General features: G+C 31.6%; 14 protein-coding genes, 2 pseudogenes and 1 other annotated feature. Of the genes and pseudogenes, 1 reads left to right on the top strand and 15 read right to left on the bottom strand.

Annotated features, from left to right (window positions below; genetic code table 11):
- The 8 genes and pseudogenes from KA867_RS08580 to KA867_RS08615 all read right to left on the bottom strand — a co-directional run.
- On the bottom strand, window positions 1–585 hold a 585-nt coding region (locus KA867_RS08580; protein WP_210137714.1), incomplete at its 3' end, for a site-specific integrase.
- A gap of 134 nt (window positions 586–719) precedes the next feature.
- Window positions 720–1,256, bottom strand: a pseudogene (gene radC / locus KA867_RS08585) (RadC family protein); the annotation flags it as partial.
- Between the two features lie 228 nt (window positions 1,257–1,484).
- A complete protein-coding gene (locus KA867_RS08590; RefSeq protein WP_348634806.1) occupies window positions 1,485–1,685 on the bottom strand; it encodes a hypothetical protein in 201 nt (66 codons plus the stop codon).
- Between the two features lie 371 nt (window positions 1,686–2,056).
- Window positions 2,057–2,878 (bottom strand): squalene/phytoene synthase family protein, encoded by an 822-nt coding sequence (locus KA867_RS08595; protein WP_210137715.1) that lies wholly within the window; start codon window positions 2,876–2,878, stop codon window positions 2,057–2,059.
- 237 nt (window positions 2,879–3,115) lie between these two features.
- Window positions 3,116–3,964: an aldo/keto reductase gene (locus KA867_RS08600; RefSeq protein ID WP_040030014.1), complete on the bottom strand. Its 849-nt coding sequence runs from the start codon at window positions 3,962–3,964 to the stop codon at window positions 3,116–3,118.
- Between the two features lie 637 nt (window positions 3,965–4,601).
- Window positions 4,602–4,772, bottom strand: a pseudogene (locus tag KA867_RS13610) (prepilin peptidase); the annotation flags it as partial.
- A 208-nt stretch (window positions 4,773–4,980) separates the two neighbouring features.
- Window positions 4,981–6,243 (bottom strand): bifunctional folylpolyglutamate synthase/dihydrofolate synthase, encoded by a 1,263-nt coding sequence (locus tag KA867_RS08610; RefSeq protein ID WP_210137717.1) that lies wholly within the window; start codon window positions 6,241–6,243, stop codon window positions 4,981–4,983.
- 11 nt (window positions 6,244–6,254) lie between these two features.
- Window positions 6,255–8,885, bottom strand: coding sequence for a valine--tRNA ligase (locus KA867_RS08615; protein WP_210137718.1), 2,631 nt, complete (start codon window positions 8,883–8,885; stop codon window positions 6,255–6,257).
- A 41-nt stretch (window positions 8,886–8,926) separates the two neighbouring features.
- Window positions 8,927–9,168: a binding site (T-box leader), on the bottom strand.
- Between the two features lie 58 nt (window positions 9,169–9,226).
- Between KA867_RS08615 and KA867_RS08620 the strand changes: the two genes are divergently transcribed.
- On the top strand, window positions 9,227–9,805 hold the full coding sequence (locus KA867_RS08620) for a DNA-3-methyladenine glycosylase I (RefSeq protein WP_210137719.1): 579 nt from the start codon (window positions 9,227–9,229) through the stop codon (window positions 9,803–9,805).
- Between the two features lie 435 nt (window positions 9,806–10,240).
- Here the strand turns inward: KA867_RS08620 and KA867_RS08625 are convergent, their stop codons facing one another.
- From KA867_RS08625 to hemA, 7 genes are all read right to left on the bottom strand, one after another.
- Entirely contained in the window at window positions 10,241–11,323 is a 1,083-nt protein-coding gene (locus KA867_RS08625) for an AbrB family transcriptional regulator (RefSeq protein ID WP_210137720.1), read from the bottom strand.
- 225 nt (window positions 11,324–11,548) lie between these two features.
- Complete coding sequence (gene hemL, locus KA867_RS08630; RefSeq protein WP_107384320.1) at window positions 11,549–12,832, bottom strand: glutamate-1-semialdehyde 2,1-aminomutase; 1,284 nt, start codon at window positions 12,830–12,832, stop codon at window positions 11,549–11,551.
- Between the two features lie 14 nt (window positions 12,833–12,846).
- On the bottom strand, window positions 12,847–13,824 hold the full coding sequence (hemB, locus tag KA867_RS08635; protein ID WP_210137842.1) for a porphobilinogen synthase: 978 nt from the start codon (window positions 13,822–13,824) through the stop codon (window positions 12,847–12,849).
- Window positions 13,814–14,500 (bottom strand): uroporphyrinogen-III synthase, encoded by a 687-nt coding sequence (locus KA867_RS08640; RefSeq protein WP_210137721.1) that lies wholly within the window; start codon window positions 14,498–14,500, stop codon window positions 13,814–13,816. The genes hemB and KA867_RS08640 overlap by 11 nt, the downstream gene beginning before the upstream one ends.
- An 18-nt stretch (window positions 14,501–14,518) precedes the next feature.
- Window positions 14,519–15,445 (bottom strand): hydroxymethylbilane synthase, encoded by a 927-nt coding sequence (gene hemC, locus KA867_RS08645; protein WP_210137843.1) that lies wholly within the window; start codon window positions 15,443–15,445, stop codon window positions 14,519–14,521.
- A 50-nt stretch (window positions 15,446–15,495) separates the two neighbouring features.
- The gene (gene ccsA / locus KA867_RS08650) at window positions 15,496–16,335 is read right to left on the bottom strand and encodes a cytochrome c biogenesis protein (RefSeq protein ID WP_210137722.1); all 840 of its coding nucleotides are present in this window, start codon (window positions 16,333–16,335) and stop codon (window positions 15,496–15,498) included.
- Window positions 16,336–16,356: 21 nt separating this feature from the next.
- Window positions 16,357–17,691, bottom strand: coding sequence for a glutamyl-tRNA reductase (hemA, locus tag KA867_RS08655; protein ID WP_210137723.1), 1,335 nt, complete (start codon window positions 17,689–17,691; stop codon window positions 16,357–16,359).
- Between the last annotated feature and the right edge of the window lie 129 nt (window positions 17,692–17,820).

The following is a 17,820-nucleotide window of genomic DNA, read 5'->3' on the forward strand; positions in this document are numbered from 1 at the left end:
ATACATAAGCATAATAAGTAACTTATCTCTTTTGGTATGACATGCCTCAATTATTGCTTTAACTTGTCCATGTTCTAATACTTGTACAAGTTTCTTTTTGACCCTAAGCTTTAAAATATTTTTTTTATAGGATCTACCTTTAGTAATATGGTGAAGAAACCCCTTAAAGTTTCTTCCTCTTGCTTCTTTAGACATATCTATAGCTTTAAAATTTTCTGTGCGATTTAAATACTCTAAAAAACTAGTTACGGCGTTAAGTATGGAATTAACTGATGTTTCCTCTCTTTTAGCCTTCTTTGGTTGTATATCTATTACCTTTAAATGCCCTGCTGGATTTCTTAACCATCCTACAAAGTTTGCCAAATCCTCAAATTGTAAATCTCCTAATTCGATTCCACTTTGGCTCATAAATTCATAAAACAACTTGAGATGATAACAATATGTTTTAATGGTATTTGGAGCTTTGCCTGTATTATCCAAGTACTTTATAAATCGCTTAACCGGTTCTATGACTTCAAATTCTTTATCTAGGAGTATGTATAACGGATATGATTTTTCCTCCACAATTACTTTCTGAACCTTCATGTTTCCACCACCTTTAAATACTTTAACTACTATTAATAATACCCTTATATATTTAATAGTTAAAGCACTGTAATTAAAAAATCCTAAACTTCGAGTACTTAGAGTACTCTAGTTTAGGATACTATGTTTAATGTATCACCGGAAGGGTGATTATGTAAAACGATAATCGCATTACTCGCACATTTAATCGCTTCGCTAAATATTTCCCTTGGATGAACAATTGAAGAATTGAGCGTACCTACAAATATTGTTTTCTTTTTTATAATGACATTTTTAGAATTTAAGAACAGCACAATAAATTTTTCTTGCGTCAAATGTTGCATCTTACCCATCATAAAATCCGCCACATCTTTAGGGCTAGTGATTTGAATTTTATCATCAACACTTCCAGAATGTATACGTTCACCTAATTCAAATGCTGCTTTCAATGTAAGTGCTTTATACAGTCCAACACCTTTTATTTTGTTTAAATCATTAATAGATAACGATTTTAATTCTTTTAAACTATCTACTGATTTTAATAATTCATTAGCTATATCTAAACTTGAACTGCCTTTTCTTCCTGTATTAATGAGAATAGCTAATAATTCAGCATGTGATAAATATCTGGCACCATGACACAACATACGTTCTCTTGGTTTTTGATGATCTGCAAGTTCATTTATTCTCAATAAACAACAACTCCTATAAATTATCTAGATGTATTTCAGTATTAAATTCAATAATTTTGTAAGGTCATTGGAATAACAAATTTTAAAGAAGCATTCAAAAGCGAGGTGTATTTATTCTACTATGAATGAAGTGTCATGTTGACATTTTTTTCATTAATTTAATAATTGCTTATTTCTCGCTAAAAAATTTTAACTCAGAATAAAAATTCACTAGTTTTATAAATGATATCAGGATGTTTCTTTACCTTTTTGTGCGTTAACCCACTGTGCAAATAAAAATAAAAGACCTATAATTCCTAAAATCACAGTTCCCCATATATTCAAAGTTAATACATCTTTAACATATAAATAAATAAGTGTAATCACAAATAAAGTTGGTAAAATGGCACCCAATAGCTTATTTCCTGTTTTAGATATAAAATATTGCACTGCTAACAATACAGTATAAATAATTATTGTGATTATTATACTTATACCTTTTAATAGCGTCTATTAAAATGAAAATACCTAAGCCGAAAGTAATTAAAGGAAGTATGATGATTAAATATATTGTGAGTTTTCCAAATATATTAGTGAAAAAAGCTACAGCAAATATGACTAAATATATAAAAATTAATAAATTCATTATTGTTGTTTTATTCAAACCCTTTCATCCATCCTTTTAATAATGTGCTCAAATTATATTAGAGTTCGTCAAAATTTAAAAATGAAATATACTATATTTTATTACAAGTCTAAAAAAGCATAGTAATTTCAAAATGTAAATTTTACAAATTAAAATAGCTATGCTTTTAATCGAACTATTCTTCTTTTTTAACTTCTTCTACTGTTTTTTCAACTTCTTCACGTGTCATTTTTTCACGCCCATTTTTCATTGCTTTTAACGTTTTATGTGCGAAAGCTAGTGGTAAACGACAGAACAATAAAATCGTCCTTTTATGGATTGCTTTCATATATTCATCCGCTTTTGCTAAATTTTCTTCAGCATATGCAAATAAATCCTCACGCGTCCAATCGTCAGGAACGAAACTCACATCGCGTTCCTCAAGATCTTCTTCTTCATTTCGCAGAATATTTACAGCTTGAAGTCCTCTTCCATAACCTATTGCTAAATCTTTATCTGTTTTAACATTTGCACAGACATCCCATAGTTTAGATAGCATTACACCTACAAGTCCTGCTACATAATATGTATAATCATCTAAATCTTCACGAGATTTAATTCTCCAGTTAGCTTTTGCCCATTTTGCCATACCATATGCCATTTCACTAGAAGATTCTCTTACGATTGACCGAGTATGTTCAGGGCAAGCAGCCAACCAATCTCCTAGTCTTACTGAAACTTCTGGTAATTTATCTTTTACTGGATTTATTATGTTTAAATATTTTTCAGAATCAAAAGGTTTATTTAATAATTCGCTAATTTGCATTAACAAACTATGCTTTAATTCATTGTTAATTTCCTCATGATCTTCAATTTCATCAATTGCACGCATAACTAAATATGCACAAGCTACAGAATGTTTTAATTCTTTTTCTAAAAAAGTAATTGGAATATAAAACGTACGGCTTGTCTCTTTTAAAACACGCATTGCATCTTTTGGGAATTTCTTTTCTGCCATTTTATGAGTTCCCCTCCTTTTTCTTGATATTATCATATTTTTACATTTTAAAATAGCAAATGCTATACTGATAGCATTTTTACACTTTAATGATTAAAATAAATTAAAAAGCGAGAATAAAATCGACAATTGTTAATCGATTCCATTGCCCGCTTCTAAAAATTGGCAAAATACGAAATTTAAAAACTATACTTTAAAATGTTTTAAACTAATATGTGAATTTATCCTTTGGTATTATTATACAAACTCTTCGTATTCATAAGGATTCTGTCCTTCAACACGGCCATCTTCGCCTTTATCTAACGCATCTATTTTAGCAATATCTTCATTTGATAGTTTAAAATCAAGATAATTAAAGTTATCTTGTTGGTGAGTATATTGTGAAGCTTTAACTACAGGGAAAACATGTTTCTGATTCACCCAATTAATAATGACTTGTGCTGTAGAACGATTATATTTTTCTGCAATTTCTTTAATTGTATTATTGGTTAACACATCATTAATCTCACGACCAAGCGGACTCCATGCCTCCGATAAAACACCACGTTTATCGTTTTCTTTAATTAATTCACTATTATTAAAGTATGGATGAATTTCTATTTGATTTGTTGCAGGTGTAACACCTGTTGCCTCTATGATGTCATCTAAATGATCAGGCATGAAATTAGATACACCAATCGATTTTATTAAACCATATTTTTGTGCGTCAACTAAAGCTTGCCAAGCCTCTACGTATTTACCTTGTTTAGGATTAGGCCAATGAACTAAATATTTATCAAAATAATCTAAGCCCGTTCTATATAGTGATTCTTGTATAAGGTTAATTGCTTTATCATATTCATGAGCTGCACCAGGTAGTTTAGCACTTACATAAATTTCTTCTCTTGGAATACTAGAACGACGAATGGCCTCGCCTACCATTCCTTCATTATTATAGTTTGTAGAAGTATCAATAACTCTATAACCAAGATTCAATGCATTTTCTAATGCTTTAACACCCTTGCCACCTTGAATATTAACTGTGCCTAATGCTATATGAGGTAATGTTGTACCATCATTTAATAGAAATTTTTCATTTAAACTCAATTTATAACTTCCTTTCAATATTTAACAAATTATGTTACAAATCAACCTTAAATTGATTTTAAATCATTACATCTATATTTTACCCTCATATGAAATTTTTAATCTAAAAGGATGAGTGAATGAAGCATTGATATCATAAACTCCCCCCAAAAACCTTGAAATGTGATAATACTGTCTCTATACAAAACGCTATATATATAAATGGAATAAATGGTATTTTAATTTTTTGCTTTCTTGTTTTCAGCACTAATATCGTAGAAAATATACTGCCTATTAAGCATGTAAGAAAGAGTACATTGATAAAAATGGAATATGGTATTAAATATGATAAAAGCGAACAAATTAATATATCACCATATCCAATAGCATTTTTGAATAAAAAATAAAATATATGTAGTAGGAGTGTGGTAATAACAAAAAAATAGAAGTTGCCATCAAGAATAACTGTACTAATGAAAGCAAATACTAAAAATATGTGTAACGGGAGAGATAAAGTTTGTATATCATAGAGAGCAAAAACAAGGAGAAATAAGTATATGCATATGAAAGCGCATAACGATTTTGCACTTGGATTAAATATTAAATATAAGGCTGGTACCAATGACAATACTTCACCTAAAATATAAAATTTGCTAAGCGGTTGTTTACAACATGAAGTTTTTCCTAAAAGTCTAATATAACTGAATATTGGTATGATATCACTGTACCTCAATTGGTTATTACAGATATCACACTTGGATCTTGTTGCCAGATACTTTAAGTTAAATGTTTCAACAAAACATAATTGATAAAGAAAGCTAAATAACACAGGACAAAAAACAAACAAAATAAGCAATGAAACGCCTCCTCTTGCTTATTATAACAACACGAGTCTAACACTTTAACAAAAACATCACTTTTTAAATAATAACAGAATGATACAAAAATAAAGCTAGCCTACCATTTAACAAAACCATCATATAACTTTGGTTAAGGTGTTAAATCATAACTAGCTTTATTATATTCAAATTAAATGTTTAGAAATTTACTTTAGCTTTAACTTCGCTGATGAAATACAAACTACCTGTAATGACTAACCCCTGTCCTTCATAATTTTCAATAAATTGAACGAAATCATCCACAGTTTCTTTTTGATCAAATCGTATTTCATCGTAAATTTCTTCTTTTGTGCATGCCTTTGGAAAATCAAAATCTGTAATATACATTGTAGAAGCAATAGTTTTTAATTGATCAACCATTGCGTGAATAGGCTTTCCATTAATAGCCGCATACAATACGTCGACATTGTCTAATTTATAATAGTCTTTTAACGTCTTTATGAGTGCTTCTACACTTTCCAAATTATGAGCACCATCTATAATCATCAATGGTTCATCTTTAACTTTTTCAATTCTTCCAGTCCAATTCACAGCTTCAATCCCATTAATCATTTTATTAAAGTCTAATTCAACTAACCCAGATTCATTTAATTCGATTAATGCTGTAATTGCCAATGCTGCATTCTCTTTTTGATGTTCACCAAGCATATTCAAAATAAGTGTTTCTAGTTCATAATTTTTATAGCGATATGTAAATTCCTCACCTTGAGAAATCACACTTATATCTCTATCTAACTCAATACCTTCTGCATTTTGTTGTTCTACAAAATCGCGAATGATTTTAAGTGCATCTTCATTCTTCACAGCATATATGACAGGCGTTTCAGGTTTAATAATTGCGCCTTTATCTTTAGCGATGTCTACATATGTGTCACCTAAAATATCAACATGATCTAAACCAATACTCGTTAAAATGCTAAGTATTGGTTTAAATACATTTGTAGAATCATTCTTTATACCTAAGCCTGCTTCTACTATTACAAAGTCAACTGGATGAATTTCTCCAAAATATAGAAACATCATCGTCGTAATAATTTCAAACTCAGTGGCTGTTCCAAGTTCTGTCTCTATTTCTAATGCTTCACTTACTGGTTTTACCTTTTGAACTAATTCTACAATGGCATCGTCGCTTATTGGTATACCATTTAAACTTATACGTTCATTAAATGTTTCTATAAAAGGAGACGTAAAGGTTCCAACTTCATATCCATTGTCAACAAGCGCTGACCTTAGATAAGCAACTGTTGACCCTTTACCATTTGTACCACCGACATGAATACCATTGATATTAAATTGTGGATTGTTTAATTTATCTAGCATCCACTCCATGCGTTTAACACCTGGTTTAATGCCAAATTTAGTTCGTTCATGTATCCAATATAAGCTGTCTAGGTAATTCATGTTAAGGACTCCTATGCTTTTAATTGATTAATTCGTTCTTGTACACCATCATATTTTTCTTGATATGTTTGTTTTTTCTCGCGCTCTTCATTAATAATTTTTTCAGGTGCTTTATTAACAAAGTTTTCATTAGCTAGTTTTTTATTGACACGATCCAACTCTTTCTCCCATTTTTCGAGTTCGTTTTCTAAGCGCGCAATTTCTTTATCCATGTCGATTAAACCTTCTAATGGTAATATGACTTCACCAGCAGAGGTAATTGATGTCATTGCTTTTTCAGGGATAGCTATTGTAGTTTGGATAATTAGTTCGCTTGGATGACAGAATCTATCAATATAATTTGAATTATTTAATAAAGTTTCTCGTATATTTTCATCTTTTGCTTGAATGAAAATTGGGATAGCTTTTGATAATGGCGTATCTACTTCTAGTCGAGATTGTCTTACGGATTTTATAATTTCAACAAGTTGTTGCATCGTTTCTTTACTTTCATCAAATACTAACTCATTGTTTGATTTAGGCCAAGCTGCATTGACAATCGTTTCACCTTCATGTGGTAAATTTTGCCAAATTTGTTCTGTTACAAATGGCATAAATGGATGTAACATTCTCATTGTATTATCTAACACATAAGTTAATACAGAACGTGTAACTTGTTTTTGAGCTTCATCCTCACCATTCATAGGTATCTTACTCATTTCTATATACCAATCACAGAATTCATCCCAAATAAAGTTATATAGAGCTCTGCCAACCTCACCAAATTCATAACGTTCACTTAAATCAGTAACTGTATCTATTGTTTCATTTAAACGCGTTAAAATCCATTTATCTGCTAAAGATAAATTAGTTGATAAATCTACATCTTCAACTTTGAAATCGTCACCAATATTCATCAGACTAAATCTAGCAGCATTCCATATTTTATTGATAAAATTCCAGATTGATTCAACTTTTTCTGTAGAATAACGTAAATCATGACCAGGAGACGAACCAGTAGCTAAGAAATATCTTAAACTATCTGCACCATACTCATCAATAACGTCCATTGGATCAACACCATTGCCTAATGATTTGCTCATTTTACGCCCATCCTCAGCACGAACTAACCCGTGTAATAACACGTCGTTAAATGGGCGTTGTCCTGTAAACTCAAGTCCTTGGAATATCATTCTAGCTACCCAGAAGAATATAATATCATAACCTGTTACAAGTACATTAGTTGGGTAATAACGTTGGAAATCTTCATTTTCAGTATCCGGCCAACCTAATGTTGAAAATGGCCAAAGTGCACTTGAGAACCAAGTGTCTAATACATCTTCATCTTGTGTCCATTCTTCTTGATTTTGTGGTGGCGCTTCACCGACATAAATTTCTCCAGTTTCATTATGGTACCAAGCAGGTATTTGATGCCCCCACCATAATTGTCGTGAGATTGTCCAATCTCTAATTTCTTCCATCCAACGATTGAACGTTTTTTCAAATCTATTTGGTACAAAATCAATTCTATTATCCGTTTTTTGGTTGTTTAATGCTTGTTCAGCTAATGGTTTCATTTTAACAAACCATTGTGTAGATAGATAAGGTTCAACGACTGCACCAGAACGTTCTGAATGTCCAACAGAATGTTCATGTTCTTCAATTTTAATCACTAAATCCTGTTCGTATAAGTCTTTAACTAATGCTTCACGACATTCAAATCTATCCATACCTTGATATTTACCAGCATGCGCATTCATGTGACCAGACTCATCCATAACTGTAATGCGTTCTAAATCATGGCGATTACCAATTTCAAAGTCATTTGGATCATGTGATGGTGTTACTTTCATTGCACCACTACCAAAATCGATATCCACATATTCATCTGCTAGTATTGGTAATTCTCTTCCAATTATAGGCAAAATTACAGTTTTACCTATAACATCTTTATAACGATCATCATTCGGATTTACTACGATTGCAGTATCACCTAACATCGTCTCAGGACGTGTAGTGGCTATCTCAATGAAACCATTACCATCTGCATAAGGATATTTAAAATGATAAAACTTACCTTGTACATCCTCATGAATTACTTCTATATCAGATAAAGCAGTTCGTGCAACTGGATCCCAGTTGATAATGTATTCACCACGATAAATTAGACCTTTATTATACATATCCACAAATACTTTTTTAACTGCTTTACTAAGTCCTTCATCTAATGTAAAGCGCTCTCTACTATAATCTAAACCTAAACCTAATTTTGCCCACTGTTGTCTAATAAAATCAGCATATTCTTCTTTCCAATCCCAAGCTTTTTCTAGAAACTTCTCTCTACCTAAATCATGACGAGATAAACCTTCTTCTTTGAGTTTCGCTTCTACTTTAGCTTGTGTCGCTATACCAGCATGGTCCATACCTGGTAAGTAAAGTGTGTCATACCCTTGCATACGTTTCATTCTTGTTATAATGTCTTGTAACGTTGTATCCCAAGCATGACCTAAATGTAATTTGCCAGTTACGTTTGGGGGTGGAATAACGATTGTATATGTTTCTTTTGAATGATCTCCTGTTGCTTTAAAATAGCCATTATTGACCCACTGGTCATAACGTCCAGTTTCGACTTCGTTTGGATTATATTTGGGTTTCATTTCCATGTGTAAAATCCTCCTTAAATAAATAAAAACCCATCCTAATAAAATAGGACGGGTTTTACCGTGGTACCACCTAAATTCAAGAAATTAGTATAATAATTTCAAGCACTTAAAATTATGATTAACGCTCAAACACGCTTTAACCTACTTTATTATCTTAGATTTGACAAGTTTCAGCTAAAGTTTAATGTGGGCTACCTTCAATAAGTTAAATTGTACATTTTCAGCTACCATGTACTCTCTGTTAAATTTCAGCTTATTTACTCTTCCCAGTAGACAATATTTCTTTACTTGATTATAGTATAATGGATATGAAAATAAGTCAATAAAATGGAGTGAAATTTATGAATGAATGTGCATTTGGCACTACAGATCCTGTTTACATTAATTACCACAATGAAAGTTGGGGACATCCTATATATGATAGTTTGAAATTATTTAAACTGATGGCATTAGAATCCCAACATGCTGGGCTATCTTGGTTAACTATTTTAAAGAAAAAAGAATCATATGAACAAGCATTTTATAATTTCGATCCAACGAAAATTGTAAATATGACGTCAGAAGATATTGATAGGTTAATGGAGTTTCCCAATATTGTTCATAATAGAAAAAAATTAGAGGCTATCGTCAATCAAGCTGAAGGATATTTCAAAATTGAAAAAGATTATGGCAGTTTTAGTGCGTTTTTATGGTCTTATGTCGATAATAAACCACTCGATTTAGGCTATCGTCAATCAACTGAACGAATGACAGTAGATAAGCGTGCTACGGAACTTTCTAAAAAATTAAAACAGTATGGATTTAAGTTTTTAGGTCCTGTCACTGTCTTCTCATTTTTGGAGGCAGCAGGTCTATATAATGCTCACTTACAAGCATGCCCTTATAACCCTAACATTTATAAGGGCGAAGGTTTTCATTAAAAAACTATTTTAATATAGTATACAATCAGTTGTTTCATTCATTAAATCTTTTGAATAACAGGATTGCTTTTTCTAAAAATTGTGTGCTAAATGGTATTTTAAACTTGCATCAATAATTAATATAAGCAGAAAACATGCACAAGAAACTGCTATCAAAGTCACTGAGTACTTCGACAGTCTGACATGCGCTTTTGCTCATGTTTTTTTAGTTTAAGCATATCAAAGCCTTTTAAAAATTAAACAGTGTCATAAGTGTATATTTGGTTTACTTTCAATCATAACGCTAAATGTAAAAAAACCACTCCGTAGAGTGGTCAAAAGGATGAAGTACTGGAGGTACTTCGCTTATATATTATCAAACCAAAATGAGTTGTTCAACATAATAAATATTAAATTATTGTAAAAAAGCAATAAGTTTTACAACGTTTTATTTCACTAATCATTTTTATTACTTTCACTTTGTCTTTCTCTAAATTTAAGAAAATAATTTAACATCGGTGCAATTAAAAATAATATAAAGAAAATTCTAAAGATATGATAACTAGATATCATCGCGACATCTGCGCCAGTTTCAATAGCAACTAATACAATTTGACTCATACCTCCAGGGGCGGCACCTAAGAACAATTCGTTCACTTGATGATGTGATACGGTTGCTATAAACAAGACCATAACAAATGCTAATAATATTAATAAAATATTTTGGAATGCTATTGCTATTGCAATTCTTCCTTTCATTTGGTCTAATAACTTTGCTATTTGTATACCTATTCGAATCATATATATAATTTGTGCTGCAGCAATGATGTAATTATCTAGTGTGAAAGTCACACCAGTAAATAAGTTCCAGCCTATTAGTACGAGAATCGGAGCTAGTAATTGTTTGGTTGGAAAATTTATTTTTGTCATAACAAAGTAAATAACAGCTATTGCGACAATAAGTAAAGCTATATTCGGAATTGTTAAAGCCTGTGTCAAAACTGGTGTAGTTTGTCCATTAGTTGATTGATTTCCAGAATCTTGAAAAAAATACGATATAAATGGGACTAATATAACAACAAATATAATTCTTGATGTTTGAGTTAAACTAACAACCATTATATTCGCTTTTTTATTTTCCTCTGCCATTATTAACATTTGACTCAAAGCACCAGGAATCACACTTAATATTGCTGTTTCGGTATTAACATTAGCAATTTTTTTGAAAAAATAAGCAATGATTAAAGCTAAAATAAGTAACATAATTGTTATCAATACAATAGTGAGCCAATCATCTTTAATATCAAATATGACATTTTTTGTAAAAGTAGAGCCTATTTGAACACCTAAAAGCACTAGACCAATTTGACTTAACCAAAACGGCCATCTTACATCTAAGTGTAAATAGCGTATACAAACGATACTAGCAATAATTGGTCCAAACATAAACGGCAGCAAAACATGAGCTGCATTTAGTACTAAACTAAAAATAAGCGCTAATATTAATACGATAAAATTACTTTTTAAATGCTTATTCATTTGCTCACAACTTTCTTTTGTATCGTTATCTTTATATACATGATTAATTAAATTAAAAAGAGCGAGTTAGAAATCAAAAAGCTTAATTTGATTTCGAATCCTCGCCCCATTTAGGTAAAAGAACTCTAAAAAGTAAGTACAATTAAATGTTATTAATGAGCCCTTTAAAACACTATTTATTTTAACTGAATTGGAAACAACAATATAAATTTTAAGTGCTTAACATTAAACAATACGGCTCAATGCAGTATCAAATGCAGCTAATGTTTTTTCTATATCCGCTTCTGTATGCGCAGTAGAAAGGAATGTCCCTTCAAATTGGGAAGGTGGTAAAAACACGCCTTCTTTTGCCATTTCTCTATACATTTGACTAAACATTTCTAAATCACTTTGATTTGCTTCTTCAAAATTAGTTACTGGACCTTCATTTAAGAAATACCCTATCATAGATCCTGCACGATTCACAGTAATGGGTACATTATGTTTTTTAAAAATATCTTTTAAGCCATTTTCTAAAATATCTCCAAGTTTATTGAAATATTCATATGATTCTGGTGTTAATTGTTTTAAAGTTTCATAACCACTTGTCATAGCTAACGGATTTCCAGATAACGTTCCTGCTTGGTAAATATTGCCTGAAGGTGCAATATGATCCATGATTTCTTTTTTACCACCAAATGCTGCTGCAGGTAATCCCCCACCAATAACTTTACCAAGACAAGTTAAATCAGGCATCACATTAAAGTAACCTTGTGCACAATGATATCCCACTCTAAAGCCAGTCATAACTTCATCAAATATTAATAAAGATCCATATTCATTTGTGATATCTCTCAAGCCTTGTAAGAAGCCTTCTACTGGTGGTACAACACCCATATTGCCTGCTACAGGTTCAACGATGACACCAGCAATGTCATCACCAAATTCTTCAAAAGCTACTTTTATTGATGCTAAGTCATTATACGGTACTGAAATTGTATTTTTTGCAATACCTTCTGGTACACCTGGAGAATCAGGTAATCCTAAAGTAGCAACGCCAGACCCTGCTTTGATTAAAAGTGAATCGCTATGACCATGATAACATCCTGTGAATTTCACTATTTTATTTCTACCAGTATAGCCTCTCGCTAAGCGTAAGGTATCCAGTGTCGCTTCTGTACCTGAAGATACCATGCGTAGTTTCTCAATGGAAGGTACACGATCAATAACGAGTTCTGCTAACTTATTTTCAATTAAAGTTGAAGCACCAAAACTGGTACCATTATCAACCGCTTCATGTAAGCTTTCATTTACTTGTTTGTTTTTATGACCTAAAATTAATGGTCCCCAACTTAAAACATAATCAATATATTCATTGCCATCGATATCGTATATTTTTGAACCTTCACCATGATCCATAAAAATCGCCGGTGTATCTACAGATTTAAATGCTCTAACTGGGCTATTTACACCACCCGGCATTAGATTTTCAGCTGTCTTCATTGCTTCTATAGAATTATTATATCCCATTTAAAATTACCTCCTTATTGTGCATCAATATATCTACAAATATCTTTAGAGAAATACGTAATAATCATATCCGCGCCTGCACGTTTCATTGAAATCATCTGTTCCATCACAACTTGTTTTTCATCAATCCATCCATTAAGTGCAGCTGCTTTCGTCATACTATATTCACCGCTTACATTATATGCAATTACAGGAACATTTGTCGTATTACGAACATCTCTAATAATGTCTAAAAAACTTAAAGCAGGTTTAACAATCATCATGTCTGCACCTTCATGTAAATCACTTTCAAGTTCTCTTAGTGCTTCTCTTCTATTTGCTGGATCCATTTGGTACGTTTTTCTATCTCCAAATTGTGGTGCAGATTCAGCAGCATCACGGAATGGACCGAAAAAGCTAGAAGCATATTTAATACCATAACTCATGATTGGTATATTGTAATAACCTGCAGCATCTAAACCTGCTCTAATTTCTGCAACGAAACCATCCATCATATTACTAGGCGCAATAATATCGGCACCAGCTTCCACTTGTGAGATAGCAGTTTTCACTAGCAATGGTAAAGATTTATCGTTGTCTACATCATTTGTTTTTTCATTAATAACACCACAATGACCATGATCTGTATATTCACATAAACAAGTGTCTGCGACAACAAGTAAATCACTATACATTGCTTTAGCTTTTCTAGTAGCTTCTTGAACAATACCATTATGATCATAAGCACCTGTACCAACAGCATCTTTTTCATTGGGCACACCGAAGAACATTATTCCTCTAATACCTAAATCATATGCTTCTTTAATTTCTTCATCAAGCAAGTTTAAACTGAGTTGATACACACCTGGCATTGATTTTATTTCTTCTTTAACATTATCTCGTTCTACAACGAAAATAGGATAAATTAAATCCTCTTTGTGTACATGTGTTTCACGAACCATGTCTCTCATAGATTTACTACTACGTAATCTTCTGTGTCTATCAAATTGCATCATTTTCCCAACTTTCTTCAACTTTATTTATTAACGATTCTAATGTTTGAATATTCGATATTGTCGCATCATAACCATATTGCCTTATAGTGTCTAAGGTTTGTTGTCCTATGACGTAATACTGATTAAATTGCGGGGTTTCACTTAGTTCAAAAAAATATTTTACTGCAGATGAACTCGCAAATGTAATGACATCTAACTCATTATTTCTTATCATATGCTTAACATCTTCAATATTTTTAGTATGTGGTACTGGACGATATAAATCAATTTTACAAACTTGATAACCTTGTTGATTTAAACTTTTTTGCAATAAAGGCCGTGCATCAGCACTTGAAGGTATTAAAATTCTGCTGTTTTTTGAAGTTTGAAAACATTTAAGAAACCCTTCTTGTGAATAATCTGAAGGATAAAATAATACATCTATGCCCAATGATTTACAATAATCTGCTGTTTTGGCCCCTATTGCAGCGAAATTTTTAACTTTTACTTGTGATAAAAATGGTTGGAAATATTTCACTGCATTTTTAGACGAAAAAATAAGCCAGTCATAGTCGACATTTAATAAATTTAAATCAAATGATAAAGGCTCTACATCTATAAATGGTTTGTGTAGAATAAGCTCATCATTTTCTTTAAATTTAGAAGTTTGTGTCATAACTATAACTGGTCTCATTATTTTCACCTCGAACGATTATTGTTCTTCGTTTAGCGCTTTAATTATTTCATATGCACCTTGTGCATTTAAGACTTCTGTTACTTTTTCACCAATTTCAACAGGATCATTTCCACGTTCGGTATGTTCATAACGTTCTTTACCATCAGGTGACATAATTAGTCCTGTGAATTCTATTGTACCATCACTATTTTTACTAGCATAGCCCCCTATAGGTACTTGGCAACTACCATTCATGCGTTCTAAAAACGTGCGCTCTGCAGTTACACAATCTGCAACATCATGATTATGGACTTTAGCAAGAAGTTCTAGCAACTCCTTATCATCAGAACGACATTCGATACCTAGGGCACCTTGACCTATTGCAGGTATCAATGTACGCTCATCTAAATATGAAGTGACGATATCATCAGACCAACCCATACGTTTTAGTCCAGCTGCAGCTAATAATATGGCATCGTAATCTTCATTATTTAGTTTACTCAATCGTGTATCAATATTGCCGCGAATCCATTTTATTTGTAAATGTGGATATTTTGCAAGTATTTGCGCACCACGTCTTAACGAACTAGTACCAACAATACTTTGCTTTGGTAGTTCTTCGAGTGGAATATGATTTTTAGCAATATACGCATCATATGGATTTTCTCTATCAGGTATGCAACCTAAAGTCAATCCATCTGGAATCACACTTGGGACATCTTTTAAGGAATGAATTGCCATATCAATTTCTTCATTAAATAAGGCATTTTGAATTTCTTTAACAAACAGACCTTTTCCACCCACTTTAGATAATTGTTTATCTATAATTCGATCGCCTTTTGTTACGATTTCCTTTATTTCCACTTCTAAACTTGGATCTACTGATTTTAATTTATCAATAAATTGTTTACTTTGCGTTAAAGCCAACTTACTTCTTCGTGAACCTACTACTAATTTACGCATCATGCGCATCCTCCTAGAAACAAGTCTATTCATTCAACTTAATTTACGCTTCAATAAATACCTGTCCATTGATGAAAATCAGATATATGAGAAGCAAAAAATAAATTAATCATACTAAGACAAAACAATAAGATATTAAAATAAATTAATTTATGCTTCGTTAGTATTTTTTTAACTCTAAAAATCAAATAAATTCCATATAACAATGTTATGACTGATGACATAATAACTTTAGGGTCTATAATGATGTTTACACCTAAAGTATTAAATCCCCATTGCGCGCCCAGTACAATGCTTAATATTATGAAAATGAAACCGATTAAACTACTGTAGAATACCACTTGTTCAAGTGTGGCCACACTACCAATTCTAAAATATTTCTGATCAAATCGTTTTTGTTTCAAATTATTATATTGTATTAAATACAAGATACAATTTACAAAAGCAAAAGCAAATAATGCGTAACTAATGACCGCCAAACTAATATGCACTATAAGCAATTCATTGATAATATTGAGTTTTTCACCGGTACTTTGATATTGCATAGGTTGGAATGTGTTGATTGCAATGAATAAAAAACCAATCATATTAAATAAAAATATGGATAAGTTTATTTGTTTAATCACATTGATAACTATGGAAATAGAAATAATAAGCCATGCTAACGCAAAAAACACATCAAATATATTCCCTAATGGAATTTGTTTCGTTACATTTACATATAAAGATAAAGAGACTGTTTGTAACATCCAAACAATCCCTAATGAAACAAAACCAATCATTTTAATGCTATGATGTTTTTTCAAAAAATCATAAAAATAACAAGCAATGCTAAAAAAATAAATTAATAATATAAGTTCATTTAATCTAATGAACGAAAATTCTTGCATATCATCACCATTTGCATATGCTTATTCAAAACTAAAAATTTGACTTGTTGTAGCTACATTACGTTTTTTCTTTTTTGGTTGATAGGCTTTTTCTGCTTCAATGTCAAAAATGTTTTGAAATAGCTCTAATTTTTCGTTACTTTTTTTGTCACTACTCAACTCTTTCGCTTGCTTAATAGGATCTTTCAACATTTGGTTAATGATACTTTTTGTATGTTTTGATATTATTTTACGTTCTCTTTCTGTTAAACCAGGAAGTTTTCGGTCAATACTACTCATTGTGTCTTCTTGAATATCCATCGCTTTTTCTCTAAGTGCACGAATAACAGGAACAACACCTAGCATATTAACCCATTCATTATGTGCTTCAATCTCTACTGGAATTCTTTGTGAAATTTCGTCAGCCGCATTTTGACGTTGTTTTAAGTTAGCATCTACTAAGCCTTTCAAATCGTCAACATCATAACTAAAGACATCTTGATTTGTGTCAATGCCTGGTTCAATATCTCTTGGGACCGCAATATCAATCAATACGAGTGAATCATTTTTCCGTTGTGATTGAATAGAAGCCATCATGCTATTTGTAATGATATATTCATCTGAACTCGTTGAACTGATCACAATATCCGCATGTGCTAAAAGTTGTGGCAGTGCCTCCATAGATTCATACTTAACATCATGTGAGATTGCTAATTTCTGTGCTTTACTGACAGTCCTATTAACGATTGTCACATCAGTTACATCTGAACCAATCAAATTTAAGAGTGACAGCTCACTCATATCCCCTGCACCAACGATCAATGCGCTTTTATTATTAATTTTGCCAAATACTTTCTTACTAAGTTCAACTGCTGCATATGAAACACTTACTGCATTATCTGCAATATCTGTTTCATTATGTGCCTTTTTCGCGAAAGTAATCGCTTGTTTAAATAGATGATTAAATATAGTACCAGTTGTATCTTCTTCTTGAGCGATAAAGAATGCATCTCTAATTTGTCCAAGAATTTGAGTTTCGCCTAATACTACAGAATCTAATCCAGAAGTAACTTGCAATAAATGTTTTACTGCTGCGTCCCCCACTGTTACTTCAGTCATTTCTTTAATCTCTTCTACATCAAATCCAAAATTTCTCGCTAAAAAACGTTGAATATAATAGCGACCCGTATGAATTTGATCAACAACCGCATATACTTCTGTACGATTACATGTTGATAATATTACATTTTCTAAAATAGATTTAGTTTCAAATAAATCAACATTAGCTGAACGTATGGCATCATCTTTAAAAGCAACTTGTTCTCTCAGTGCTACATCTGCTGTACGATGATTAATGCTTATCGCAATTAAATGCATTTATAACGCCCTCCATACATATTACAATAAGTAAATTATAACACAATTATCATTTGAGTTAAGCATCTTGCGCACGTAAATTAGAAATATTCTAATTTACATTCAAATAGTTGTCATAATTTATACAAT

The sequence above is a fragment of the Staphylococcus sp. GDH8C109P genome (assembly GCF_017893405.1).
GTDB classification, from domain to species: Bacteria; Bacillota; Bacilli; order Staphylococcales; family Staphylococcaceae; genus Staphylococcus; species Staphylococcus cohnii.